This is a genomic window from Flagellimonas onchidii (assembly GCF_004804315.1).
GTDB lineage: Bacteria > Bacteroidota > Bacteroidia > Flavobacteriales > Flavobacteriaceae > Flagellimonas > Flagellimonas onchidii.
In genome coordinates, this window is sequence record NZ_SRXX01000022.1 from 1 (window position 1) to 24,981 (window position 24,981).

General features: G+C 39.5%; 22 protein-coding genes. 7 read left to right on the plus strand and 15 right to left on the minus strand.

Annotated features, from left to right (window positions below):
* Positions 1–190: 190 nt before the first annotated feature.
* Together E4661_RS17115 and E4661_RS17120 are read right to left on the minus strand one after the other, a co-directional pair.
* Positions 191–949, minus strand: a complete 759-nt coding sequence (locus E4661_RS17115; RefSeq protein ID WP_136468689.1) for a hypothetical protein — start codon at positions 947–949, stop codon at positions 191–193.
* 2 nt (positions 950–951) lie between these two features.
* Positions 952–1,968 (minus strand): RHS repeat domain-containing protein, encoded by a 1,017-nt coding sequence (locus E4661_RS17120; protein WP_136468690.1) that lies wholly within the window; start codon positions 1,966–1,968, stop codon positions 952–954.
* Positions 1,969–2,108: 140 nt separating this feature from the next.
* Here E4661_RS17120 and E4661_RS17125 point away from each other — a divergent pair, with 140 nt between their 5' ends.
* The gene (locus E4661_RS17125; RefSeq protein ID WP_136468691.1) at positions 2,109–2,708 is read left to right on the plus strand and encodes a GNAT family N-acetyltransferase; all 600 of its coding nucleotides are present in this window, start codon (positions 2,109–2,111) and stop codon (positions 2,706–2,708) included.
* A gap of 13 nt (positions 2,709–2,721) precedes the next feature.
* On the opposite strand, the gene E4661_RS17130 is transcribed toward E4661_RS17125, so the two are convergent.
* The gene (locus E4661_RS17130; RefSeq protein WP_136468692.1) at positions 2,722–3,858 is read right to left on the minus strand and encodes a glycerate kinase; all 1,137 of its coding nucleotides are present in this window, start codon (positions 3,856–3,858) and stop codon (positions 2,722–2,724) included.
* A gap of 131 nt (positions 3,859–3,989) precedes the next feature.
* Between E4661_RS17130 and E4661_RS17135 the strand changes: the two genes are divergently transcribed.
* Positions 3,990–4,691: an SIMPL domain-containing protein gene (locus E4661_RS17135; protein WP_136468693.1), complete on the plus strand. Its 702-nt coding sequence runs from the start codon at positions 3,990–3,992 to the stop codon at positions 4,689–4,691.
* A gap of 1 nt (position 4,692) precedes the next feature.
* Here E4661_RS17135 and E4661_RS17140 read toward each other — a convergent pair whose 3' ends face one another.
* Both E4661_RS17140 and E4661_RS17145 read right to left on the minus strand, forming a co-directional pair.
* Positions 4,693–5,274, minus strand: coding sequence for a TetR/AcrR family transcriptional regulator (locus E4661_RS17140; RefSeq protein WP_136468694.1), 582 nt, complete (start codon positions 5,272–5,274; stop codon positions 4,693–4,695).
* Between the two features lie 38 nt (positions 5,275–5,312).
* A complete protein-coding gene (locus E4661_RS17145; protein WP_136468695.1) occupies positions 5,313–6,062 on the minus strand; it encodes an SDR family NAD(P)-dependent oxidoreductase in 750 nt (249 codons plus the stop codon).
* Positions 6,063–6,252: 190 nt separating this feature from the next.
* Between E4661_RS17145 and E4661_RS17150 the strand changes: the two genes are divergently transcribed.
* The gene (locus E4661_RS17150; protein ID WP_136468696.1) at positions 6,253–6,606 is read left to right on the plus strand and encodes a hypothetical protein; all 354 of its coding nucleotides are present in this window, start codon (positions 6,253–6,255) and stop codon (positions 6,604–6,606) included.
* 4 nt (positions 6,607–6,610) lie between these two features.
* Here the strand turns inward: E4661_RS17150 and E4661_RS17155 are convergent, their stop codons facing one another.
* The gene (locus E4661_RS17155; protein ID WP_136468697.1) at positions 6,611–7,081 is read right to left on the minus strand and encodes a CBS domain-containing protein; all 471 of its coding nucleotides are present in this window, start codon (positions 7,079–7,081) and stop codon (positions 6,611–6,613) included.
* A gap of 122 nt (positions 7,082–7,203) precedes the next feature.
* On the opposite strand from E4661_RS17155, the gene E4661_RS17160 reads away from it, so the two are divergent.
* From E4661_RS17160 to E4661_RS17170, 3 genes are all read left to right on the plus strand, one after another.
* A complete protein-coding gene (locus E4661_RS17160) occupies positions 7,204–9,483 on the plus strand; it encodes a M28 family peptidase (protein WP_136468698.1) in 2,280 nt (759 codons plus the stop codon).
* The gene (locus E4661_RS17165) at positions 9,476–10,285 is read left to right on the plus strand and encodes an NAD(P)H-binding protein (RefSeq protein WP_136468699.1); all 810 of its coding nucleotides are present in this window, start codon (positions 9,476–9,478) and stop codon (positions 10,283–10,285) included. The genes E4661_RS17160 and E4661_RS17165 overlap by 8 nt, the downstream gene beginning before the upstream one ends.
* A gap of 84 nt (positions 10,286–10,369) precedes the next feature.
* Positions 10,370–11,071, plus strand: coding sequence for a hypothetical protein (locus tag E4661_RS17170; protein WP_136468700.1), 702 nt, complete (start codon positions 10,370–10,372; stop codon positions 11,069–11,071).
* Here the strand turns inward: E4661_RS17170 and E4661_RS17175 are convergent.
* Positions 11,068–11,568, minus strand: coding sequence for a nuclear transport factor 2 family protein (locus tag E4661_RS17175; protein ID WP_136468701.1), 501 nt, complete (start codon positions 11,566–11,568; stop codon positions 11,068–11,070). The two genes, E4661_RS17170 and E4661_RS17175, sit on opposite strands and share 4 nt — an antisense overlap.
* Positions 11,558–12,055 carry a hypothetical protein gene (locus E4661_RS17180; RefSeq protein WP_136468702.1) on the minus strand — a complete coding sequence of 166 codons (498 nt, stop codon included), beginning with the start codon at positions 12,053–12,055 and terminating at the stop codon, positions 11,558–11,560. Before E4661_RS17180 ends, E4661_RS17175 begins: the two co-directional genes overlap by 11 nt.
* A 63-nt stretch (positions 12,056–12,118) precedes the next feature.
* Between E4661_RS17180 and E4661_RS17185 the strand changes: the two genes are divergently transcribed.
* Positions 12,119–13,066 (plus strand): NAD-dependent epimerase/dehydratase family protein, encoded by a 948-nt coding sequence (locus E4661_RS17185; protein ID WP_136468703.1) that lies wholly within the window; start codon positions 12,119–12,121, stop codon positions 13,064–13,066.
* A 3-nt stretch (positions 13,067–13,069) separates the two neighbouring features.
* Here the strand turns inward: E4661_RS17185 and moaC are convergent, their stop codons facing one another.
* From moaC to E4661_RS17220, 7 genes are all read right to left on the minus strand, one after another.
* A complete protein-coding gene (gene moaC / locus E4661_RS17190) occupies positions 13,070–13,498 on the minus strand; it encodes a cyclic pyranopterin monophosphate synthase MoaC (RefSeq protein WP_136468704.1) in 429 nt (142 codons plus the stop codon).
* Between the two features lie 3 nt (positions 13,499–13,501).
* Positions 13,502–13,942, minus strand: coding sequence for a molybdenum cofactor biosynthesis protein MoaE (locus E4661_RS17195; RefSeq protein ID WP_136468705.1), 441 nt, complete (start codon positions 13,940–13,942; stop codon positions 13,502–13,504).
* Between the two features lie 200 nt (positions 13,943–14,142).
* Complete coding sequence (locus E4661_RS17200; protein WP_136468706.1) at positions 14,143–15,477, minus strand: DUF3472 domain-containing protein; 1,335 nt, start codon at positions 15,475–15,477, stop codon at positions 14,143–14,145.
* Position 15,478: 1 nt separating this feature from the next.
* Complete coding sequence (locus tag E4661_RS17205) at positions 15,479–18,802, minus strand: VCBS repeat-containing protein (RefSeq protein WP_136468707.1); 3,324 nt, start codon at positions 18,800–18,802, stop codon at positions 15,479–15,481.
* 62 nt (positions 18,803–18,864) lie between these two features.
* Entirely contained in the window at positions 18,865–20,523 is a 1,659-nt protein-coding gene (locus tag E4661_RS17210; protein ID WP_136468708.1) for a RagB/SusD family nutrient uptake outer membrane protein, read from the minus strand.
* 24 nt (positions 20,524–20,547) lie between these two features.
* Positions 20,548–23,529 carry a SusC/RagA family TonB-linked outer membrane protein gene (locus E4661_RS17215; RefSeq protein WP_136468709.1) on the minus strand — a complete coding sequence of 994 codons (2,982 nt, stop codon included), beginning with the start codon at positions 23,527–23,529 and terminating at the stop codon, positions 20,548–20,550.
* Between the two features lie 35 nt (positions 23,530–23,564).
* Positions 23,565–24,929 carry a Gfo/Idh/MocA family protein gene (locus E4661_RS17220; protein WP_136468710.1) on the minus strand — a complete coding sequence of 455 codons (1,365 nt, stop codon included), beginning with the start codon at positions 24,927–24,929 and terminating at the stop codon, positions 23,565–23,567.
* Positions 24,930–24,981: the final 52 nt, after the last annotated feature.

Below are 24,981 nucleotides of genomic sequence, written 5' to 3' on the forward strand. Positions count from 1 at the left end.
GCCCCGCCCCCGATAAAGGACTGCTGTTGGAGGGGGATTGGAACTCTCAAAATGACTGTTGATAAGTTTTTGTGTAGGGTACTAAAACGAAAAAACCACGACCAAAAAGACCGTGGTTTTCTCCTCGAATTTTATGTCCGCTACAAAGTCGGGAGACTTTGCAGAGCGGTTAAGAAATATATCTGCAAAACTAAATTTCTATTCTCAATGTTTCAAAGATTCCTCGCAAACCGATGATTCTGGTCTCATTATCATACATATAATTTAAAAACCATCGAGTAATATCAATTTCCTTCATTGATTCTTTGTTTATTAGAAGAGGCTCCCAATATTCTTTATCACTAGCTTTTTTAATTTCCCAGTACACATTGGAATCCAGATTATCAATCAATGTGTTTCCAAGATAAGCTAAGAGTTGTAATTTATTCTTCTCCAAAAAGGCGTCTTTATCGGACAGGGTTTCAAAATATTCGTCAAATACATCTAAAGAATCAACTGTGTAATTCAGTTTCAAACCAGTTACAGTTTCTAAGCTCTCCTTTGAATCATCAAGAATGGTTACAAATTCTTTTCCTAAATAATTGAAATCCTCTATTGGATCGTAACTCCTATTAGGCGAGTAATTATCTGAAATCTTGATAATATCTTCAAGATTTTTAAAAAGAGAGTAGAACCCTCCTTCCAGGGCAATACATTCATCTATTCCTTCAAGTTCATAAATCCAAAGGTCTTCTTCTGGTGAGCTTAAGCTGTCAACAGCAATGAAATGATGATTCTCCTTTAGTCTGGACACTTCACTGGAATCAATAGACCAAAATTCAATTTTTTCATTCGGACTGTTCAATCTAATTTCCTGTGAATTTCTTTCTTTAATGTTTTCAATCAAACCTTGAGCCATAGTTAGATTTTGAATCGTTGTAAGGACTATTAAACCTAGATAAAATTTCATGATTAATCAATTATTACGTCTTTAGGTGTGCCTATAATCCTATCGCCTCGACTTCTATCATTGTTTTTGTCTTTGGTAGCTTTTTGAATAACTTCTGGATTCAAGCTTTCACCCTTCGAAAGTCTGATTTTTCCTTGAAAATCTCCAAGAGTATCATCTCCGTCTTCCTTAAATTCTAAGTTGTGCCTTATGAGCAACACACCTTTTTCAGTTGCATATTCAATCAGTTTTTCATCGATAACAGCATCTGATGGTACAATGATTGCTAAAACTGCAGCACCATACTCTGTTGCTTTTGCTTTAACTTCGGTTACTTTGCGGTTAAACATGCTTCCTTCACGCTTGGTCGCTGTATTTACATTAGCAAGTGCATCAATCTGTTTCTTAAACTGCCACGGATTAAATTTTTGTTCAAACAGAACATTCTTTGTGAACTTGGCTTCAAAGAATAAAGCATCTTCAAAATCCAAAGCATATTCCACTTGATTAAACACACCGAACAGCTTTTCATCTGATATTTGATTAAAACGAGTGGCCTCAATAGCGTCAGGTACGGTAAATTGATTGTTGAATTTATATGGGAATATACGTTTGGTATTGGCTTTCAAACCAAGTATGTTCAGCACATTTTTTTCGAATACTTTGCCTAAAGTGGTATTAAATCTTCTTCTGTAATCATCTCTTGATTCGTTAGGCCTTTGTCTGATTTCGAAACCATTTGCATAAACCAATTTGATAAACATTTGACGAGTAACTCCTGTCCAACCAGTAAGTGGGGGTTCGGGGTTTCCTCCGTATTTATCAATCAACATGATTGGATTGTTGGCAGCATATGAGTATGGAGATAATGAAGGATATTCACCTTCCATCGGGTCAATCGATGAAAATCTTCCGATCCGTGGATCATATACCCTAAACCCATAATCATATTGTAGCCCCTCTCCTTTTATCTCATCATCTTTCTCCTTTCCATTAAATCCATAGCGGTACTCTTGGGAGTCGAAGTTTCTCCCGGGCATAGGAGAACCAAAAGGGTTTTCTTTGGTTCAGAAGCGGAAGCACTAAAGGAAGGTTATCGCCCTTGCGGGCATTGTCTCCGAACAAAATATACAACTTGGAAGAACAATAAGGCTATATTTGGAGATTAAAATCAATCTGTATGCAAACTTGGCTGAACCCTATTGTATTGGAAGGAACCTTGGTTAAATTAATTCCTTTGGAAATGTCCCATATTCCTGCTTTGCTCGAAGCGGCTTCGGATGGTAAGCTGTGGGAGTTATGGTACACTTCCGTTCCTTCGGCGGATACCGTGGAGCGCTATGTACAGGCAGTTTTAGATGAGCAAAAAGCCGATTTGGCCCTTCCTTTTGCCATTGTTGAAAAAGCAACCGGCGATATCGTTGGATCTACAAGATACCTGAATGCAGACTCCCGAAACAAACGTGTTGAGATTGGCGCCACCTGGTATGCCAAACGCACCCAACGGACTGGAATCAATACGGAGTGTAAATATCTTTTGCTAACCCATGCTTTTGAAACATTGAACACCATTGCGGTGGAGTTTAGAACCCACTTTCATAACCATCCTTCTAGAAATGCAATCTTGCGACTGGGAGCCAAGCAAGAGGGAATTATCCGAAATCACCGAATTGATCACAATGGACTTATAAGGGATACCGTAATTTTTTCCATTTTGGACAACGAATGGCCCGTGGTTAAAAAGTCGCTGGAGTTTAAAATGCAAAAGAAGTATTCGTAGGGTTTTCAAACCATCACTTCCGTGCTTGATTTAAAAGCTTGGCAAAGTTGTAGCTAGCCTGTTCCAAATTTTCAACGCTTTTTCTTTTTGCATCTTCCAAAGTGCCTATTCCATTTAAAATGGAAGTGACATAATGCAATCCCATAGTCTCCAACTCCTCCATAGATACCGCCACCGAGCCGCAAAGGGTAGCCACCGGAATGTTCTTTGCTTTTGCGGATTGCATCACCCCGTCAATGGTTTTTCCGGAGAGTGTTTGCCCATCCAATTGCCCCTCACCGGTGATGATCCAATCTGCACCATCAATGGCATTGTCAAAATCGGCCATACTCTTAACCAAATCTATGCCCGAAATCAATTCAGCATCCAGAAATACTTTTGTTCCTGCACCTATTCCCCCAGCAGCTCCAGCGCCAGGGATTTGCTGTACATCAACCCCAAATTGTTGTTGAACCACCTTGGCAAAACTCTGGAGGCCCTCATCCAAAAAAACAACATCTTCGGGAGAAGCTCCTTTTTGGGGAGCATAGACGTAGGCCGCCCCTTCTTTACCATATAAAGGATTGTTTACGTCACAGGCTACCTTGATTTGAATATTTTTAAGCCCTGGAAGTACGTTTGAAACATCGATCTTCGACACTTTTACAAGGTTTTCACCAATAGGAGTAAGTTGGTTTCCTTCCTCATCTAAAAATTGATACCCCAAAGCTTTTGCCATTCCCATTCCTGCATCGTTTGTTGCGCTTCCACCAATACCTAATACTATTTCTTTGGCACCTTGTTTTATGGCATGCGCAATCAGTTGCCCCATTCCGTATGATGTGGTTAGCATACAATTCAGTTCATCTTTTTCCAATAGTTTATAACCCGAAGCTTCAGACATTTCAACAAATGCAGTCTCTTTTCCTTTTGAAATAAGATACCCTGATTCGACATCTCTAAAAAGAGGGTCTTGGACCGATACACTAACTTTGGATACTTTTAAATAGTATTTGACCACTTCCATGGTTCCATCACCTCCGTCAGCAAGAGGCATATGTACAATTTCGGCATTGGGAAACACTCTTCTTATCCCTCTTTCCACAATCTCACAAAACTGCTGCCCGGTCAACGAACCTTTATATTTATCTGGAGCTAAAATGAACTTCATACAACTAAAAGTAAGACTTCTTTTTTATTTTAAAATCGATAACCACACCTCTCTCTTTTACTGCAAATTTTAAAACGGCATATGTTTTGCTCCCCTTCTCAAAGTATTTACCTTTAAATAAAATTCTTATCATGAAAAAAACATTAACCATTTTACTATTCATCAGCTTTGTTATGAGTTCTATTGCCCAAACCAAAAACTTTTTGGACATCCCTTATCTAGAAACCTCAGCCAGAGTGGACACCTTGGTCACTCCTGATAAAATCTATTTGAACATCACTATTCAAGAGAAAGATTCGAAAGGAAAAAAATCAGTTGAGGAACAAGAAAACAAAATGGCGCAAAGTCTGCGTTCGTTGGGAATAGATTTGGACAAACAATTGGTCATCAAAGATTTGAGCAGCAATTTTAAAAAGTACTTCCTGAGACAAAAAGAAGTCCTCAAAAGCAAGCAATATTCCCTTTTGGTGTATTCAGGGAAAAAAGCAGGTGAGGTAATGGTCGCTCTAGAGAAATTGGATATTGCCAACACTTATCTTGAAAAGACCGAATATTCCAAAATGGATGAGCTTGAACTGGAATTAAAGTCCAGGGCCATAAAGAAGGCAAAGAAAAAAGCAGAGGCACTCACGGCCCCCCTTGGGCAAAAAGTAGGTGCAGCCATTCATATTTTAGATACATCAACACCTTATTATCCCAGATATAATCAAGCTCCCAGAATGGAAATGAAAGCGATGTCAATGGATATGGCCGAAGCGGAACCTTTGGATATCGATTTTGAGAAGATAAAAGTGGAGACCTCTGTTAACGTAAAGTTTAGGATAACGGAATAGTCTAGCCTAGTATAGAAAGTGCAGTATTGGCCATTTTATCAAGTTTATTTGGATTAGGGTCTACTTTTGCGACAACCCGAAAGCCATTATAAAAAGTAAAAAGCATAGATGCTGCACCTTCTGCATCCAGAGATGTTGAAAACTCACCAGTTTCAATTCCTTTTTGGATATAATCGGCAAATAGGGTTTCAATATTGGCTTTGTTTTCCAGCAGCACTTGAAGCAATGCCTTATCTCCTGGGATAAGCTCGGTTGTTGTGTTCACTACAAAACATCCTTTTCTGCAAGAATCTTGAACGGATTCCTCAATGGACTTACTAAAAAGTTTTTGGAATCCTGACTTAACACTTTTCTCACTTTCAAAAACTGCTGCCAACATATCTGCGGAAGTGGTCCTATAATGTTCAAATGCCCTATTGAACAATTGTTCCTTGCCGCCAAAAGTATCATAAAGACTGGCTCGATTGATTTCCAAATAGGAAACCAAATCTTGCATTGAAGTGGCATGGAACCCCTTTTCCCAAAAGAGCTCCATTGCCTTAATCAATATTTCTTTTTCATTAAACTGTTTTGTTCTGGGCATTATTTTGGAATAATTGTTCCAAATTTATTCAAAAAAAATTACACCTGTGCCAACCCTCCATCCACAGGAATCTCTGCACCAGTTATGTAACTGCCGTCAGAAGAAGCTAAGAAAAGTGCTGTTGACGCTATCTCCTCAGCAGTTCCAAATCTTCCTAACGAAACCATGGATGGAAGACCGGATGCCATTTGATCCACATTCTCTTGAGGAACATTATGTTTCCCATAAATAGGAGTATCAATAGGTCCTGGTGCGATGGCGTTCACTCGAATACCTTTTGGTCCAAATTCCGCCGCCAGTGTTCTGGTCAATGATCGTAGTGCAGCCTTGCTTGAGGCATATGCCGCCATTCCAGCAAAACCTTTGACATTGACAATCGATGTATTGAAAATAATGCTTGCGCCTTCATTCAAATATTCGGATGCTGTCTTCACGGTAAACAATGGACCTTTGACATTAATGTCATAAACTTCATCATAAATCTCCTCGGTAAGTTCATTGATTCCTTCCAAACGAAACACTCCTGCGTTAAGAAACAAAACATCAATGTTCCCAAAGGCTTCTATAGTCTTTTCCACCAAGGCTTGACTATCCTTGATGCTTGAGGCTTCAGCCTTTATCAAAAGATATTCACCTGAAAGTTCGTCCTTTAATGTGTCTAATTTTTCTTGACTTCTTCCAGTCAATACTACTTTTGCTCCTTCTTCTAGGTACTTTTTTGCAGTTGCTAGGCCTATTCCACTTGTTGCTCCTGTAACTATGGCTACTTTGCCTTCCAATTTGTTCATTTTGATGCGATTTTTGATTTTTATTTCATTTTAGAACATTCATTCCAAAACAAACATATTAAATATGGAACAATCGTTCCAAATAAAAATATGGATTTAACATTTGTTTATAGTTTTTGGTCGAAAACATGCATGAATCTCAAGGTCTTATCAAAAAGCACGATATTGTAGTATCCTAAATCGAAAAACTATGTTAGAGAAACAATGTTTGGAATGTGGTGAGAAACTATTGGGCAGGATCGACAAAAAATACTGCTCCGATCATTGCAGGAATGCCTACAACAACAAGTTGAACAAGGATAGTAAAAACCTTGTAAGGAACATCAACAATAGATTACGCAAAAACTACAGAATCTTGGATAGCTTTCCTTTAAAGGACGGAAAGACCACAACCACCAAAATGAGATTGATCGACAAAGGGTTTGACTTTGAATACATAACCAATCTTTACACCACAAAAAAAGGAAGTACTTACTACTTCCTTTATGATCTTGGGTATCTTCCCTTGGATAATGATCGTTACATGATCGTAAAAAGGGAATGACGCCTCATTTCCAATTTTGCGCACTTAACTTTAGTGCGGCAATTACAATATCTTTTCTGCTGATTTGTCCTACCAAAATGTCATTTTTCATAACTGGAAGTCTACGTCTGTTATGTTTGTCGAAAACTCCCGCTGCATCAAAAATGCTCATATCGTGTGGAATAGTCTGCACATTTTTGGTCATAAAACGCTCTACGCTTTTATCCAATATGGGTTGATTGAAATATCTACTTTCAGAAATTTGCTTCATGCAATCGGCTTCAGAAATAATTCCAACCAAAAACCCATTTTCATCCATTACCGGTCCACCAGAAATGTGATGCTTGGCAAAAGCTTCCATCACTTCCAAAATAGATTGCTCTGGAGCAAAAGTCACCAATTTTCTGGTCATATAATCCTCAACCAATATTGGGGCGTTATATTCTTTTTTGGAGGAATCCTTTGCTCGAACACCCTGAAAACTCTTGATTGCCATAGTGTTGATTTTTTAAGGTTGAATATTAAATATAGGATTTTTCTTCGAAATATTTAAATTTTTAAGCCCAAATGCGCAAATCTTTCATAATTTCTTATTTTTATGTGCCAACTTAATAAACCATGAAATTTTCCCGAACGCTTGCCTTTTTACTGCTTGTATTGGCAGTTTATTGGAGCTACAAATCATTGATGCCTTCCTATAAAGGTGATTTGAACGCTGAACCGACCTCTTTTTCAACAGATAGGGCTTTGACCCATGTTAAAGAGCTTTCCAAAGAACCCCACGCTGTTGGTTTTGCTGGCCATGCGAACGTACGAAGTTACATCGTTGCGGAACTTCAAAAAATGGGGTTGGAAGTCACCTTGCAAGAGGGTTACACAGCAGGCGATTGGGCCAGTCTTAGCAAAGCAACCAGCATTTTAACCAGAATCGAAGGTTCTGGAGAAGGTAAAGCTTTATTGCTATTGTCACATTATGACAGTAGTCCCCATTCCTCCTTGGGAGCCAGTGATGCAGGTAGCTGTGTTGCTACTATTTTAGAAGGAATTCGTGCTTTTCTTGCTGAAAACAAAACTCCCAAAAATGACATTATAATTCTGATTTCCGATGCAGAAGAATTGGGATTGAACGGTGCCGATCTTTTTGTCAACAAGCATCCATGGGCTAAAGAGGTGGGGCTTGTCCTGAATTTTGAAGCTAGGGGCAGTGGTGGGCCAAGTTATATGCTTATTGAAACCAATCAGGGCAATGGGGGATTGATCAAAGGGTTTTCAGAGGCAAATCCGAAATTCCCTGTCGCCAATTCATTGGCCTACAGTATTTATAAAATGCTTCCTAATGATACAGATCTCACTGTATTTCGCGAAGATGGAGACATTCAAGGTTTTAATTTTGCCTTTATTGACGACCATTATGACTATCACACTGTTCTGGATAATTATGACCGACTAGATAAAAATTCTTTGGCGCATCAAGGCAGTTATTTAATGCCCTTGCTCAATTACTTTGGCAATGCTAATCTGGATGATTTAAGAAGTATAGAAGATTATATTTATTTCAATCTCCCTTATTTCAAATTGGTTTCCTATCCTTTTAAATGGATATGGCCCATGTTCACGATTGCAGTCCTTGTCTTTATAATATTATTGATTCTGGGGTTAAAGAAGGGGCAATTGGGTTTAAAGGGCATGCTCCAAGGCTTTATACCGCTTTTATTGGCCTTGATCATTAATGGTTTGATTGGATATTTCAGTTGGACAGCGATTACATGGTGGTATCCGGAATTTGACGACATGCTACATGGGTTCACCTACAACGGGCATCTATATATATTGTCATTTGCAATGCTATCGCTGGCTGTGTGTTTTTGGTTTTACCATAAATTCCGAAAGATTAGTCTGTCCGAGCTTTTGATAGCTCCCATTGTAATCTGGTTACTCATTAGCGGGCTTGTTGCTTCATATCTCCCTGGGGCAAGCTTTTTTATTATACCTGTATTTGGTTTGCTTGTTGCTTTTATGGTGATTATCAACCAAAAAGAACCGAATGCGTTCTTATTGCTGTTTTTAGCACTTCCTGCAATTTTCATATACTCTCCCTTTATTAAAATGTTTCCTGTAGGGCTTGGGCTAAAAATGATGATCTCCGCGACCATATTTACCACACTTCTTTATATACTGGTGCTACCCTTTTGGGGACAGTTTAAAAACAAGAACAGATTCGCTTACCTGGCATTGTTTCTTTTCTTTGTTTTTAGCATCTCTTCCCATATCAATTCGGAATTTACTGCGGAACATCCCAAACCCAGCAGTTTACTATATGTGTATGATGCAGATAATGACAATGCTCTTTGGGCAACTTATGATAAGCAGTTGATTGAATGGAACAATCAATTTTTAAAAGACAGTCTGGAAATCTCCAAATCAGAAGCATTTAAAACACTCGCCAGCAAGTATGGGTCTGGATTTACCTATACATCAGAAGCACCAAAAAAAGGGATTGCTGCACCTTGGATAGATATGGTCAAAGATACCGTTATGGGAGAAAATCGGATACTTGAGCTATGCATCACACCCAAGAGAAACGTTAACCGCTTGGACATTTATACCAATCCCATCAAATTAAACGCTGCCAAGGCAAACGGCATTGCTTTACCCGATGACTTTTTGCGCGAAAGAGGAAAAAGGCTCCTTACCCACTATATCAGTAATAATGATTACACCGAACTTGAGTTGAGTTTCCCTAAAGATTCGGTTTTGGAGCTAACCTTTTATGAATCCTCAAATGATTTATTGAGCAATCCAGATTTCACGGTACCTAAGCGACCTGAAACCAGTATTCCAATGCCATTTGTACTCAACGATGCCATATTGGTTACCAAAACATTACGCTTTGAGTAGTAAAATAGGAGTCATGGGTTGTGGTTGGCTCGGTCTGCCCCTTGCCAAACACCTTGTTGCCAATTCATATTCAGTGCATGGCACAACCACTTCCAAAGAAAAACTTTCGATATTGGAGAAGGAAGATATAGTGCCACACCAAATTACTTTGTCCTCCAGTACAATCGGCGGAGATATCCAAGGTCTCTTATCCCAAATAGACACTCTTGTCATTAACATCCCGCCAAAACTTCGGAGTGGAAATCCAGAGAGTTTTTACGAAAAAATAAAGCTGCTATATAATGAAATTAAGAAAAGTTCGGTTTCGCATATCATCTTTATCAGCAGCACTGCGGTTTACGGTGAGATTAAAGGAGAAGTTACCGAAGATTGTATACCTAAGCCTGTAACTGAATCGGGGAAGCAATTATTGGCTGCAGAACAGCTTTTTAAAAAGGATGATGAACTTCTCTCTACCATTATCAGGTTAGGAGGACTGATAGGTCCCGACCGCCACCCTGTAACCATGTTGTCCCAAAGGCAAAACCTTGTCAACGGCCATGACCCAATCAACTTAATCCACCTAAATGACTGCATCCATATGATCAGTACCATAATTAAAAATGATTATTGGGGTGAGATATTCAATGGGGTTTATCCGTTTCACCCAACCAAAAAAGAGTTTTATACAAAAGAAGCACTTAAAATAGGTCTTCCCCCTCCAGATTATTCGAAAAGCCTTCCTTCTAAATTGAACAAAGTTATCGTAAGCAAGAACTTTTTGGATAAATCACACCATTTTGAAAACCCAGTCGGATTATAACATAAATTCCTAGGGCTTATAGTATTCTTTAACAGGCTAATATCAATTATTTTTTTAGTTTTGGCGCACCAAAAAACATGATAGATGAGAAAAATTGCGGCATTGTTACTTTTATTTATGGGTTTCAATGGAATTTCACAGAGCAACGACCAACTTGCTGAACATTATAAGGCTTTTTATAATGAAATGCGTTTGCAAGGCGATGTCAATGGTGTAATCAATGCATTGACACATTTGAACGTACTTGCCCCTTCAAAAGAGCGACGAGATACATTGGCTTTTGTTTATATGAACAGTAACCAACATCTTCAAGCACTAAATACCATAGGGATTGAAAAGAATTCAGATGATTCTGATTTGGCAGTTCAGGTTAAGGCTGTTTCGCTTAAAGCGTTGAACCAACCCAAGAGAGCCTTAGAGCATTTTGAAGTATTGTTTTCCAGAAACCCCTCAGCGTATTTGGCTTATGAATTGGCCGACCTTAAAATTCAAGTGGGTGATAATGATGGTGCTTTGGCAAATATTGAATATGGTATCGCAAATGCCAAAGATGACCAGAAGTATGCATTTTACGAAAGACAACAACCTTACGAAGTGCCGTTAAAGGCTGCTTTTCACCACTTAAAAGGCTTGGGAATCTTTAATAAGGATAAAAATAATATTGATGGTGCCATCGCTTCTATTGACGAAGCACTCAAAATAGACCCCAATTTCAATCTGGCAACCTTAAGCAAACAAGCTTTGGAAGGCCGGAAGCAAAAACCGGAAGGGGAAACCCAAAATTAATAGCGCTGTTTAAGCTGTAATAGTAAAAGACTGTCTTTTTCTTTTTTGAGTTCAATAAGTTCACCCACGTTATCGTTGGGCACTGCAATAGAAAGTACATAATGGGCAATTTTCCATTGCCCATTTTCTTTTTTTACAACACCTGAGCCACGGCAAAGTTTCATCTGGGTGTCCAATAATTCATCGAACCATCCAAAATTCTTTGATCCGTTCAGATAAATATTCCGCTCCACTGAAGTAAAATTCCAAGCTTTTCCGCGATCAAAATAGGGTTTTGAAAATTCTCTGAACGCCTTGTTTTGCCAATTTTCTATGGCATCCGTACCAATAAAAACTGCATCCGAAGTCATTTTACCAAAATATCCATCAAAATCAGCATTGGCTGCCGCTAAATGCCAACTGTCCAATAACTCTACAATGGCTTGCTCTTCATTTATCTGCGCTTTTAGGCCAAAAGAAAATACAATAAGGAACAGTGAAAGTATACTACTCTTCATCCAAAATCAACTTTTTATCCAATTGACTATTGACAACCACTTTAAACTGGTTTAGAAAGATATTATATGCTTCCAACATTTCAACGGTAGGTTCGGTTGTATCCTGATTGTTTAAAATACTTGCTTTTACCTTTAAAAAATACGTTTTCAAGACGCGTTGTCTACTTTTAATTTGAAGATCATTAAGTATTCCGGGGTAGGTGGACTCAGCCAGAAACTTTTCCTTTTCTATAAGGTCGTCTATGGCTAAAATCAAATCTTCATTGTTCTTGGCCTTGTACAATACATCAAAACTACCCGTGAAAGCTTTAAACTCTGCCCAATCCTCGGATAACGCCGTCGCTGTTGAATCAAGGCCAATTTTTTTAGGCATTTTTTGATAGTTGAATATCAATTCTTGTTCCGGTACATCTTCCGAAACACCATCTTTGTTTTTACATGCTGCCATCAATAACAAAACAGCAATCCAACAGGACAATTTTCGCATAAGCGAATGTACAAATTTTAATAAAGGCTATCTTTGCGCGTGATATAATTAACTTCATTTTAAATGCAAAAATCCATCTTAATTCTTGGTGCATGCGGCCAAATTGGTACAGAACTTACCATGGAGCTGAGAGCTAAACATGGTTCGGAAACTGTAATTGCCAGTGATATAAGGGAAGCGAGTGAAAACCTAATGGAGTCAGGGCCTTTTGAATTGTTGGATGCCACAAACTATGAAGCAATCGAGGACGTGGTAATGCATTATGAAATTGATGAAGTTTATCTAATGGCAGCCATGTTAAGTGCCACTGCGGAAAAATTTCCGATGCGGGCATGGAACCTCAATATGAATTCACTTTTCAATGTCTTAAATCTAGCGAAGGAGAAAAAAATATCCAAGATTTTCTGGCCTTCCAGTATTGCTGTTTTTGGCCTGAACACTCCAAAGGAAAACACGCCTCAACATGCAATTATGGAGCCCAGTACAGTGTATGGCATTAGCAAACAATCTGGAGAGCGATGGTGCGAGTATTACTTTAAAAAGTTTGATGTGGACGTTAGAAGTGTAAGATATCCGGGATTGATAAGTTGGAAAACCATGCCAGGTGGCGGAACAACGGATTATGCTGTGGAAATTTATCACAAAGCTCTTGAAACTGGAGAATACAACTGCTTTTTGAGCGAAGACACCAAACTGCCAATGATGTATATGGATGATGCTATACGAGCAACCATAAAATTAATGGAAAGTCCTTCAGAAAACCTTAAAATAAGATCTTCCTACAATTTGGGAAGTATGAGTTTTACTCCAGCAGAAGTGGCAAACAGTATTCAAGCTAGAATGCCTAATTTTAAAATGGCCTACGAACCTGATTTTAGACAGCAAATTGCAGATTCGTGGCCCAGTAGCATAGATGATTCTGCTGCTAAAACTGATTGGGGGTGGGAACCAAGATTCGATTTGAATGCCACTACAAAGGAAATGTTGGAAAATTTGGGCAAACTCCCTTAAATCTTAGCTTCGATTAATATCGGACTTGCCACCTGTCTTTTTTAAAAGTTTGATATGGTGTATCTCCACTCCTTTATCAATCGGTTTGAGCATGTCGTACATATTCAAGGCTACTATACTAGCTCCATGCATGGCCTCAACTTCCACTCCGGTTTTATAGAATGTCTTTACCTTGACCTTTATTATGATTTCAAGGTGGTCAATTTCATATTCAATACCGCAAAATTCAACAGGTAAAGGGTGACAGTCTGGAAGTAAATCCGCTGTTTTTTTTACCCCAAGAAAGCCTGCTGCCTTGCTCATGGCAAAAACATCCCCTTTGGGGACATTGTTCGATTCTATTGCTTCAATAGTTTTTTGGGAGCTTACTTTCACCACCGCTTGTGCAATGGCCGTTCTATGGGTCGATTGTTTTTGGGTTATGTCAACCATCTATTAGCTATTTACTTTCCATTGATAAGAGTCGTCCCCAAAAAGTTCTTTCCCGAAAACAGGAACCTGCGATTTTATTTCTTCCACCACATATTCAAGAGCTTCAAAAGCCGTTCTACGATGCGGAGATGAAACAAACACAAAAAGACAAATTTCTCCAACATTTACCTTCCCTAAACTATGGTATATGTGCATACAGGTAATCTCAAATCTGGAAAAAGTGCTTTCCCTTATTTCGTGGAATTTCAAATTGGCCATCTCCTCATAAGCTGTATATTCTATTGCTTCAACGGTCTTTCCTTCAATATCATCAGCTCTAACTTGTCCCAAAAAAATATCATGCGCGCCAATTTGGGTCTTGGATTGATGCTTAGCAATGGAGTCGGCTATAAATGAAGGCGATATGGCTCCTTCTACAAAAACATTTTTTACTTTCTTTTCCATGGAAGGCTTGTTTTCGCTAAGGTAATCAACCTAAATTGGATATAAAATTCAAACACCACAAAGAATTTCACCATAGTCACGAATAAAATACAAAGCCTCCAGAAATTCTGGAGGCCTCGCCACGAACTGACTCAAACCGTTGATTAAAATCAACTAAACTTAAACTACGTAAAAATTGTTTTCAGTTCCATAAATTTCTTTTAAGGGACTTTCAAACTTGAAAAATCGATATCGGGAGCATCTTGTGAAAGAGTCCGTGTGAATGCCGTCCCAGCGGTACCATTTTCATCAAAAAAACCACAATTCTTCAGGAAAAACTTATCTCCCTGGGCGCCCCCCGTAAAATCCAATCGGTGGCCTTGAGAAGCAGTGGCATCTGCAGTGAAAGTACCTTTGTTCAATTCAACCCAAGTATCATCGGTAGTATAGGCCCATTGATTGCCAAAAAGCACTTCTCTTGCCATAAAACCAGTACTAGGGACAAAGTTCTCTAAAAATGAATGCGGGCGTTTTAAATAGGTTGATGTCTGTGGTCTTCTCAAACTTGCAATCAACTGCCATTCCCCAACTTCCGGGGCAAAAAAATAGGCTGTGTAATCTGTAGAATTATTTACTGAAGGTTCAGCCTTCAATAAAAATTTATAGGTAGTGTCTGCTTTCCAATTAAACACTTTAAAGCTCTGCTTACCAGAACCCTCATTTCCAAAATCCTGAACGGTAACATCATCTCCATTGCCAAGGTTCAAGACTTTATAATCCTCTGGAATTTGATTGGGATCATCGGTATTAAAGGCACTCCATATACTGAACAAAACGCGTCTTTCGGAAGCTGAATTTACCTGCATTCCAAAATAGCCTTCCGCATGTCCGTTGGCCATAAAAAAAGATCCTATAACATCTTCCCCTTCAGGAACAGTCACCTCATTATAAAACCATTTGATATCCTTTCCTTGGGGTTCTTCATAACTCATGTGTACAGATGGTCCTCTTCTTCCAAAATGAAAGTTATCTGTAGGCACAAAAGTCACTGAACTTGCTGCTGGGCCGCCAATAAAAATGTCATTGATGTCTCCGAAATAAGTTCCGGGCTTGCTCATTCCCTGTATTTCGATATAATGATATCCCGACGAAGAAATATTGAATTTACCTATCTCAACGGTCTTGTATTCACTGTTAGAAATCTCCAATTCCTTTGATTCAGACCCAACAGACACCTTAATTTTTGAAGTGCCTTCAGGAGATTTTATCCTAAGTCCAACATGTAATTCTCCTTTGGATTCGGTTTTAAAGTAAGTACGAATCACATCATCAAGGTTGGTCCAGTTATGTATCCCTGTGTCGAATATGACATCTGCATCCCTTGTCGTATTATTGATTACCCAACTGTTGGCTCCAGCAGGAATTTTAATAGCGAGATTCAGTTTTTCCTCTGGCGGATCAACTGGATCTGTTGTATTGTCCGATGAGCAGGCAAAAACCGTAATTCCAAAAAACAAAAAAAGGATATGATTGACCAGTACTGTCTTTTTCAACATGCTATGGGTTGTTTATTTTATAAAATTGATGGTTATCGTTATTGTTGGCAATCAAAATAGCGTTGTCAGGCCCATGCTTAATCAGCTGAACACCCCGAACATCGCCATGGGCATAGAGCCCTGTTTTTAAATTATCCTGATATGCAAATTTGTTATTTCCCAACCCGCTTAAAAACACCCCAACACCTGCATCGGCCCTAGTGGTTTCCACCTCCGCTCCATAATTGTTTCCCGCCAACAGCAAGTCCTTTATAGCATCTCCATCAAAATCGTGATATACAATACTATTAATTGGGCTTAGTTGAGCTTCTATTGGAAATGGGATGTAATGAAACTTTCCTTTTTCGTTGACAAAGTATCCAGATCTAAACTCAACTGCCTGTAAGTGGATTGCGTTGGTTATTTCTTCTCCCAAAATCTGTTGTAAATCACTGCTTGCAAATTCTTGGTAGGTTTTGATTCGTTCCTTCAGATAGGGCATTTGCTGAGAGGTACAATTTTTGCCACGTACAGGAACCAACTTTTCCTTGTAATGTTTTGCAAGCACAATGTCCTCTATTCCATTTTGGTCAAAATCGTTGGTATAAATGTGGAATGGTTTTTCCGCTGAAGCATGAAATTTATAATTGAGGCCTAAATTTCCGACAACCATATCCAAATCTCCATCATTGTCCAGATCTTCTAATGCAATCTTGTTCCACCAACCTGTTTTTTCGGAAAGATTCTCATATTTTTTATCCTGGGAGAGTTTACCTTGGTCATTTAAGAACACTTCTATCCCCATCCATTCCCCTGAAACGACCAAATCTTCATCGCCATCATTATCAATATCTCCCCATTGTGCGGTGGTCACCATGCCCACTTCGTCAAGGTCCTGCGCCAAATCCATCGTGGTATTTCTAAATTGACCGTTCTCATTGACAAGTAAAATGCTTTTTGGGGCATATGGATATCGGCCAGGAACAACCCTACCTCCTATAAACAAATCCTCATCCCCATCTTGGTCATAATCGGAAGCAATTACAACCGCACCTGTAGTCGTTATTTTGGGAAGTTTTCCATGTGCTCGCTTAAAGCTACCGTCATTATTTATATAAAGGCGGTCTTGCAATTGGCTTTCATCTTGAGTAAACTCGTAGCTTCCACTTACAACATAAAGATCTTTGTCTCCGTCTCCATCAGCATCAAAAAAACAAGCGGATACATCCTCGAAGGTTTTATCCTTAATAAAGTCAGGAACCTTCTTTGCGGTGTACCTGCCTTTAGCATTAGATATTAAAAGCTGTGCGGTTTGGTCATGTGAAGCTCCAAGAAAGACATCGTCAATTCCATCTCCATTAATATCGGTTTTAGCAACCGCTGGGCCTAGTTGGGACAGTTTGTGGGGTAATAGCAACTGGATATCAAAGTCGTTAAAGTCATTTTCCTTGTGTGAAAATGGGAAGGCTTCTTCAACAAAAACGAGCTGCGTGGTTTCGGCCACGAAAGTCTCTGAAGGGCTTTTTGCGTTGGAATAATCCACTTGAAGAAGTTGATTGGCCTTTACCTTGTTTATTTTTTGCTCTTTTCCATTCAACCAGGTAATTTTAATGGAATCCAAACTTGTATTTTGTCCGAGTCCAAAATGTAATTTATTGGAGGTAGACGAAAGATATCCCCTAGCATTGATCAATTGTTTGGTCATGTATAGCCCACCTTGCCCAAAAAGCTCAACTTTTGTCCCAGTTCCAAAAGGATTTTTCGCAAGTCCTTTGAAAGTCAACTGAAGATAGTTGCCCTTGTTTTGTTCTCTGCTGTTGTTTTTTAAAATGGTGGCATTTTCATCCAAATTGTTGGTCACAATATCCAAATCGCCGTCATTGTCCAAATCCACATAAACCGCTCCGTTGGAAAAAGCGCTCTTTAGGTCGGACCATTCTTGGGTGGTATCATCAAAAGTTAGGTCTCCCTTGTTTTTGAAAAGATAGTTGGTCAGCTTTTGCTGCGGAAGTTTTTGGGTAAACTTATAAAAGTCTTCTTCTTTGAGTTGGTTCCTATTTTGATTGATGTACTTATTGATTTCATTATTGACATCCCTGTCCACGACATCTCTATAAATTCCATTGGTCACATAGAGGTCGTCGTATCCGTCCAAATCAAAATCGGCAAACAACGCAGCCCAACTCCAATCTGTTTTGGCCACTCCTGACAGTTGCGCAATCTCGCTAAAATTGTCTTTGCCTTTGTTCAACTGCAGCACGTTATGCATGTACTGATGGTGATGGTCATTGGCCACCATGGAGTTAAATCGATCAATGGACATCATTGACATGGTTGTCTTGGATCGCACATAATCTTCAGGGCTCATGTCCAAAACCAGCATGTCTTGCAATCCATCATTGTTGATGTCCGCAATGTCGGCACCCATGCTATAATAAGACATGTGCTTGAAAAGTTCGTCCCTTTTATCGGTAAAGGTTCCATCTCCATTATTGATATAGGCAAAGTCGGGCATGATAAAATCGTTGCTCACATAAATATCGAGCCAGCCATCATTGTTCAGGTCACCCACTTGAGCGTTCAGTCCAAAGCCCATTTCAGGAAGGATTCCAGCACTTATGGACACGTTGGTAAAGTGTCCGTTGCCATCATTATTATAGAGTCTGTCACTGCTTTTGAAGGTTGCTGTTTCCTCACTCTGCTGCACTTTTTTTAAGTCCAACACCTTTCCTGTATGTCCAATTCCTGAAGGTGCATTGGCTATATAAACATCCAAATCTCCATCATTATCGTAATCAAAAAAAGTGGAAGCAATAGATCTATTTGAATCGGCCAGTCCATATTCTTTGGCCTTTTCTGTAAAGGTTAAATCACCATTATTGATATAAAGCATATTAGCGAGTTTTTGCTTTCCATTGTACCAGCCCGCTCTATTGATGTAGATATCCAAAAAGCCATCATTATTGACATCAGCCACAGAGACTCCGGTATCAAAGCCAGCTCTTTTCTCAATGCCCGCTTTTAAAGTAATATCTTCAAATTTAAAATCGCCCTTGTTCAGAAATAATTTGTTATGATATATGTTTGAAGTAAAAAAAAGATCCTGTAATCCATCATTATTAAAATCCGCCGCTGCTACCCCGCCTCCAATGTAGATGTACAAATACTTATAATAGTGCAGCTGTTCCGATTCCAGTACTTTATTGGCAAAGGTCACCCCTGAGATTTCGGTCGGCACCTCTGTGAACAGTTTATTTTGTGGTAGGTCTTTAACAGATTTGGAACAAGAAAAAAATGCTATGGAACAAATAGCACTAACACAATATTTGAGGCGGTTGATTATCATAAACTTTTAAAATAGACTCCCAAGAAAAGAAATATAGCACTTTTCTTGGGAGTTCAAGTTTATTAAGGATTCTGCTCTAGGGCAGGATTTAAAATAATTTGTTGTTCCGGAATAAATTCAATTATCCGCGGATGCGATGGGGGAATTTGGAAAAATGCTGAACCAGCTCCTAAATGTGTTCCTGGATACCTTCTATCCAGTGTTAACCCATTTCTGTAAATATCATATCTTCTATGACCTTCATAAGCCAATTCAAGTCTTCTTTCATCCAAAACCACATCTAAAACCGTTTTACCTGCTGGAAGGCTTCCAAGCGTATATTCCGGCACACCGGCTCTTTGTCTCAACATATTGATGTTGTCCAAAGCCGATTGGTCTGATCCAGACTTTGCTAATGCCTCAGCTTTGTTTAGGTACATTTCTGCTAATCGAGATACCATTGGCGACCATAAATGGACGTCATTTTCCTGTAATGAAGCCTTAAGAATAAAGAATTTTGGATGACCATTTCTTTTTTCCAAGTCAAAGTCAAAAATCACATCTTGTCGTCCACCAGGGCCATCAAAGTAATATATCGTTTCTCCGCCAACATCTTCAGACTGTAAGGTATGGTTGCTACCATCGTAATCAAAAGTAATGGTTCCACCTGTATCGGTAGTTCTAGCAAATTGATACACATAGCTTTCATCTACCCAATACACCGCTGGAATTCTTTCACCACCTTCATCGGTTAAGTATTGTGGATCAATAAATGATTTTCTGGCATCTCCAGGGTTTTGGTCGATCAAATCCAAATAGGAACGTGAAGCATACATTTCTCCCCAGCCGGTTCCTTCAATAGAGGCATAAAAGGAACCAATGGTGAACCAATCGTCCCATTGCCCAGCCAAGTCAGAACTTGTGTTAAGGGTAACTGCAAAAATGGCCTCCTCATTATCCGTTGGCTTTAACGTATTCATTACGGAAAACCTTTCGGTGGAAAGCAATGAATATTCTCCTGAGTTTATCACCTTGTCCGCATACTCCTGTGCCTTGGCATTATCTTCCATATATAAATATACCCGAGATAACAAGGCCTGTGCCGAGCCTTTAGAGGCAAAAGAAGCTCCTTTGTTGATGCTCATTAATGACTCTGCCTTCAACAAATCTGCAATAACCTGATCATAAACCTCACCTACCGTATTTCTAACAAGCGCTTCATCTGGGTCGGTTGTTAATTTTATTGGCACGGATAAATTTGATGTTCCCTGGTTAAAAGGTCTACCAAATACGTTCCCCATCTGAAAGTACACCAAGGCCCTCAAATAGTAATTCTCGCCCAACAACTGGTCATCCTCAGGCGATCTACCCTCTGGCAGTTGCTCTATAATAGTGTTTGTTCCTACAATGATCTTAAAGGAATTGGACCAAAACCTGGCCACCCTGCCATTTGTGGTAATTGACTGGTAATTGTACAGAAAAAACAAATGGTCTGTTGTACTTCCACTAAGGGTAACGTTATCACCAGAATATTCTGAAATTCTGTGCAGATCATCCACCCAGCCATCATAACCTGTATCTCCCTTTAAAAGGGCGTAATTCCCCACGGCAGCAACCTGTATAGCATCTGGATCTTTAAACAAATCCTCTGCTGAGATGGAATCATAAGGAGTTCTATCTATATCACAAGAATAAAAAATACTTGTTAGTGCAAATAAAGCACCGTAAATTATTTTTCTCATTTTCTTATTTTTTTTCTTTAAACATTAAAAGGTTAGATTTATACCTAGTGCATACCTTCTAGGAATTGGATAACCCAATGAAATACTTCCTCTGTCCCTATCTGTGCCAAAAGGAGCTGCTAAATCTGCAATTGTTGGATCTGCACCTGTAAATTTGGTAAGGGTGAACAAATTATCTCCAGTGATATAAATACGGGCATTGTTCAATCCTATTTTACTTAAGACGCTCATTGGCAGGTTGTACGAAAAGGTAACATTGTTTAATCTTAAATAGCTGGCATCTTCCAGATATCTTGAAGACCTTCTATTGGTAATCTGTGTTTCATCTGACCCGTTTGCCTCTCTTGCCCTAACAGGGTTTGGATGTGTGGCCACATCACCGGGCTGTTGCCATCTTGACCAATCTTCGTCCAACACCATTTGATTGAAGGTGGGATAAAACCCATCTGAATCAAAAAGTTGACGTGACGCATTATACACAGTCCCTCCTTTAGAAAAACTAAAATTAGATCTTAGAGCGAATCCTTTGTAGGCTATGTTTGTATTAAATCCGCCAATAAAATCGGGTGTGGCAGTTCCCACCTTTTGTAAGGTGGCAGCATTCCAATCGCTGGTCTCCGATGTTTCACCGGTATCTTCATCCACTACCTCCCATAGTGCTAAACCACTCTGGGGGTCAACCCCTAACCATTTTCGAATATACCAAGCTCCCGTATCACTACCAACTTCCCAAATTTTACTTCCAACGGGTAAAGAGGTTAAATCATCCACCAAACCAGTAATTTCGTTGTTATTGATACCGATGTTAAATCCGATATTGATATTTAAATCGTCGTTTTGCACCAAATCTGCCGAGACGGCGGCTTCAAAACCCTTGTTGACCATATCTGCCGCATTGATCAATTGATAATCAAATCCACTGTCATCTGGTAATTCTCGGGTCCATAATAAATCTGTAGTGGTTTTATGATAGTATTCCAAAGTTAGGTTTACTCTATTGAAGAATCTAGTGTCTACTGCAAAATTGGCTTCATAGGATTGTTCCCAACCTAAATCTGGGTTCGGGCTTTGAAACAAAATAGCACCAGGAGCACCATCATAATTACCAGAAAGACTATATAAGGTTTGATGTCCATATAAATTGGTAGGAACATTACCCACAGATCCATAACTGGCTCTTAGTTTAAGCTCGTTTATGGCTTCGGTATTGAAAAAATCCTCTTTATGGATGTTCCATCCTGCACCTAAGGAGAAAAAGGTACCGTATTGATTGTCTTTACCAAATCTTGAAGACCCATCTCTTCTTATAGAGGCTTTGGCAAAATAGCGACCTTGATAGTCATAATCCGCTGCGGCGAAAAACGACTGGAAAGCATAATCATTTCTAGTTCCATCAGTTTCTTTGGCCTCTGATGCCCGACCGATAGTGGCTGATCCGGGTACTATTCCAACACCAACTGCTCTGAAATATTCGTAATCATAATCATTATATTCAAAGGCCACAAGGGCATTGACCGAATGATCCTCATTGAATACATTGGAGTATTTTAACATCTGGGTGGTTAACCTAGTACGCCTGTTGTCAGAGTCCTCCCTTATACTCCCATTATCGGCTCGGCCACCATTAGATCTTGGATCTGTGTATTGAAATCGTTTTCTTTTAAATTGGGTAAAATTATTGGTTGATATATAGCTCAGATGAGGTACAATTTGAAACTCAAAATCAAAGTTGGCACTCAAATTAAAGATATTGTCATCGCTATAATTCCATTGTTGATCAAAGAAGTAGTTTCTTTGATCTCTTCCATACCATAAGTAGTCTACAGGCAGGTTATCCGGATTAACAACAGACCCATCTTCAAACCTAGGTTGATCCCATGGAAGGTTTAAAAACAATTCATACAACGGAGCTTCTGCGGTTCCTTGTCTATCATCAAAGCTAAATGCCAGCTTCGGTTTGATTGTCAGTTTATCTGAAATTTTATAATCCAAATTTGTTCTAAAGGTGAATCTATCCAATTCATTACCTCTCAATGTACCTTCTTCATTATAGTAACCTCCATTCAAATACAGACTGAGTTTATCTGTTGTTGCCGTAAAAGTGGCATTATGATCATTTACTATGGCATCTTTGGTGCCTCCTTCCAACCAATCGTAATCTTGATTTAGCAAATCTTGGGAAAACCAGGCCTGTTCAATGCCCATTTCTTGGTGGTAATCAAATAGTTGTTGTGAGTTCATCACCTTAAATGGTCCTGAAGTAAATTGGTTTATCCCCACTTTACTACTTATGTTCAACTGGGGTCTGGCACCAACTTTTCCTCTTTTGGTGGTCACCAAAACCACTCCATTGGCACCTCTGGAACCATACAGCGCCGTTGCCGAGGCATCTTTTAACAAAGAAATATCAGCAACATCATTTGGATTGACTACGGGTACTCCATGCTGTATGACACCATCTATTACCCATAGTGGAGTTACCTGACCATTTAAGGAAGCAACACCTCTAATTAAAATACCGGGTTGGCTTCCAGGGCGGCCTCCTTCCGCAGTTATCTGAACTCCGGCGGCCTTCCCCTGTAACATTGAGGAAACCTCAGGTGTTGTAACATCCGTTAATTGGTCAGCCTTTATGCTGACCAAGGATGAGGTCACCGTCTCTTTTTTCTGGGTTCCATAAGCCACTACCACCACTTCTTCGAGCTGGCTCACGTCCTCTTGTAATATTACGGTTATGTCCGTTTGCGTTCCCACCTGGATTTCTTGAGTGGCATATCCTATTGATGAGATTATCAAAACATCTTGGGAAGTAACATTGTCAATGGCAAACTTTCCATCAAAATCGGTAACGGCACCTTTGGGCTGATCCTTTACCACCACATTGGCACCGACTACGGGTTCTCCCTCGCCATCGATTACGGTGCCACTAATAGACCTCTCTTGCGACCAAGAAACCATAGCGCAAAGCAGCAACGGAATTAATAAAATTAAATTACGGTTTTTCATATAGAGTTATTTAGTTAGTAAATAGATTGATTAGTTTAGTAGGTTTCTTTTATCCAGTTGTAGGGCTTGCGTTTGATCCACATACCTCTGGTAAAATCAGGAAAGCCCTGAGGTTCTCCATTATTTTCAATTGATGCTTCGGACAATGGGGTAACGGCGCTCCAAGCTGCCGCATCATAAACATCCATTGGCGGGGCTATCTTTTGTTTGGCTGACGCAACAAAGGCATTCATTAGAAAGAAATCTATGCCCCCATGTCCTGAGCCAGATGCATATTCGCCATGTTTTTTCCAAAGGGGATGGTCATATTCTTTTAACCAAGTATCCATTTCCTCCCATGAATGCCCTTGGGATTTGCCCTCTACGAATATTCTTCTGGTATGGTAATCAAAATCGGTTATGCCTTGCGATCCCTGAACTCTAAATCCGAGAGAATAAGGTCGAGGTGAATTCACATCATGTGTTACTATAATGGTCTCTCCATTGGCCGTTTCAATGGTAGAGGTAATCACGTCTCCTTGCTTCCATTTTAATTTGGCATTTGGGTGATCGACCCCTCCATTTTCCACTATATACTTATGAAGTCCCACACCTTTGGTGGCATGAGAAGTCATGGAAACAAAACGGTTTCCTCTATTAACATCGGCCATTACGGCGATAGGTCCTAAGCCATGGGTCGGGTATACATCTGCATTTCGAAGCAACGAGTGTTGTGTTCTCCACTTGGATTCTGAAATTCCTTTTTCTCCAAATTCCACTCCTTTTCCGTATGCTGTTTTGCCATCGTTGAATTTAACGTGCCTTAGATCGTGCTTGTACCCACAGGTAAAATGCAATAATTCTCCAAACACATTCTTTTTTACCATGTTAAGTACGGCCAGCACATCTCTTCTGTAGCATACATTCTCCAAAATCATCAAATGGGAGCCGGTTTCTTCGTGAGCGTTTACCAGATCCCAGCATTCCTCAATGGTGTTGGCCGCCGAAACTTCCAAGCCCGTATACTTGCCAGCTTTCATGGCATCAACAGCCATTCTTGTATGCCACAACCATGGGGTTGCAATAATTACTGCATCAACTTCCTTTAATTCCAATAAGTTCAAATAATCCAGGTCATTTTCACCAAAAACGTTTGGTTTTTTAAAGCCTGCCTTTGCAATATTGCCCAAAGCAATCTCAATACGTTTGGGATCTACATCACAAATAGCGGTAATTTCTACATCTTTGCGCTGAAGGGCATTGTTGAGATGGTTCGTGCCCCTTAGGCCTACCCCAATAAAAGCTAGCTTTAGCTTACTATCGTTTAAGCTTGAACTAGTTCCAAAAGCTGTTTCTGGAACAATGGCCATACCTGCTGAAGCTAGGGCGGCCGTTTTGACGAAGTCTCTTCTTGAACTCATTTTTTAGTTTAATTTGACTCAAATTTGGTGGTTTTACGGGATAATGTTTTTA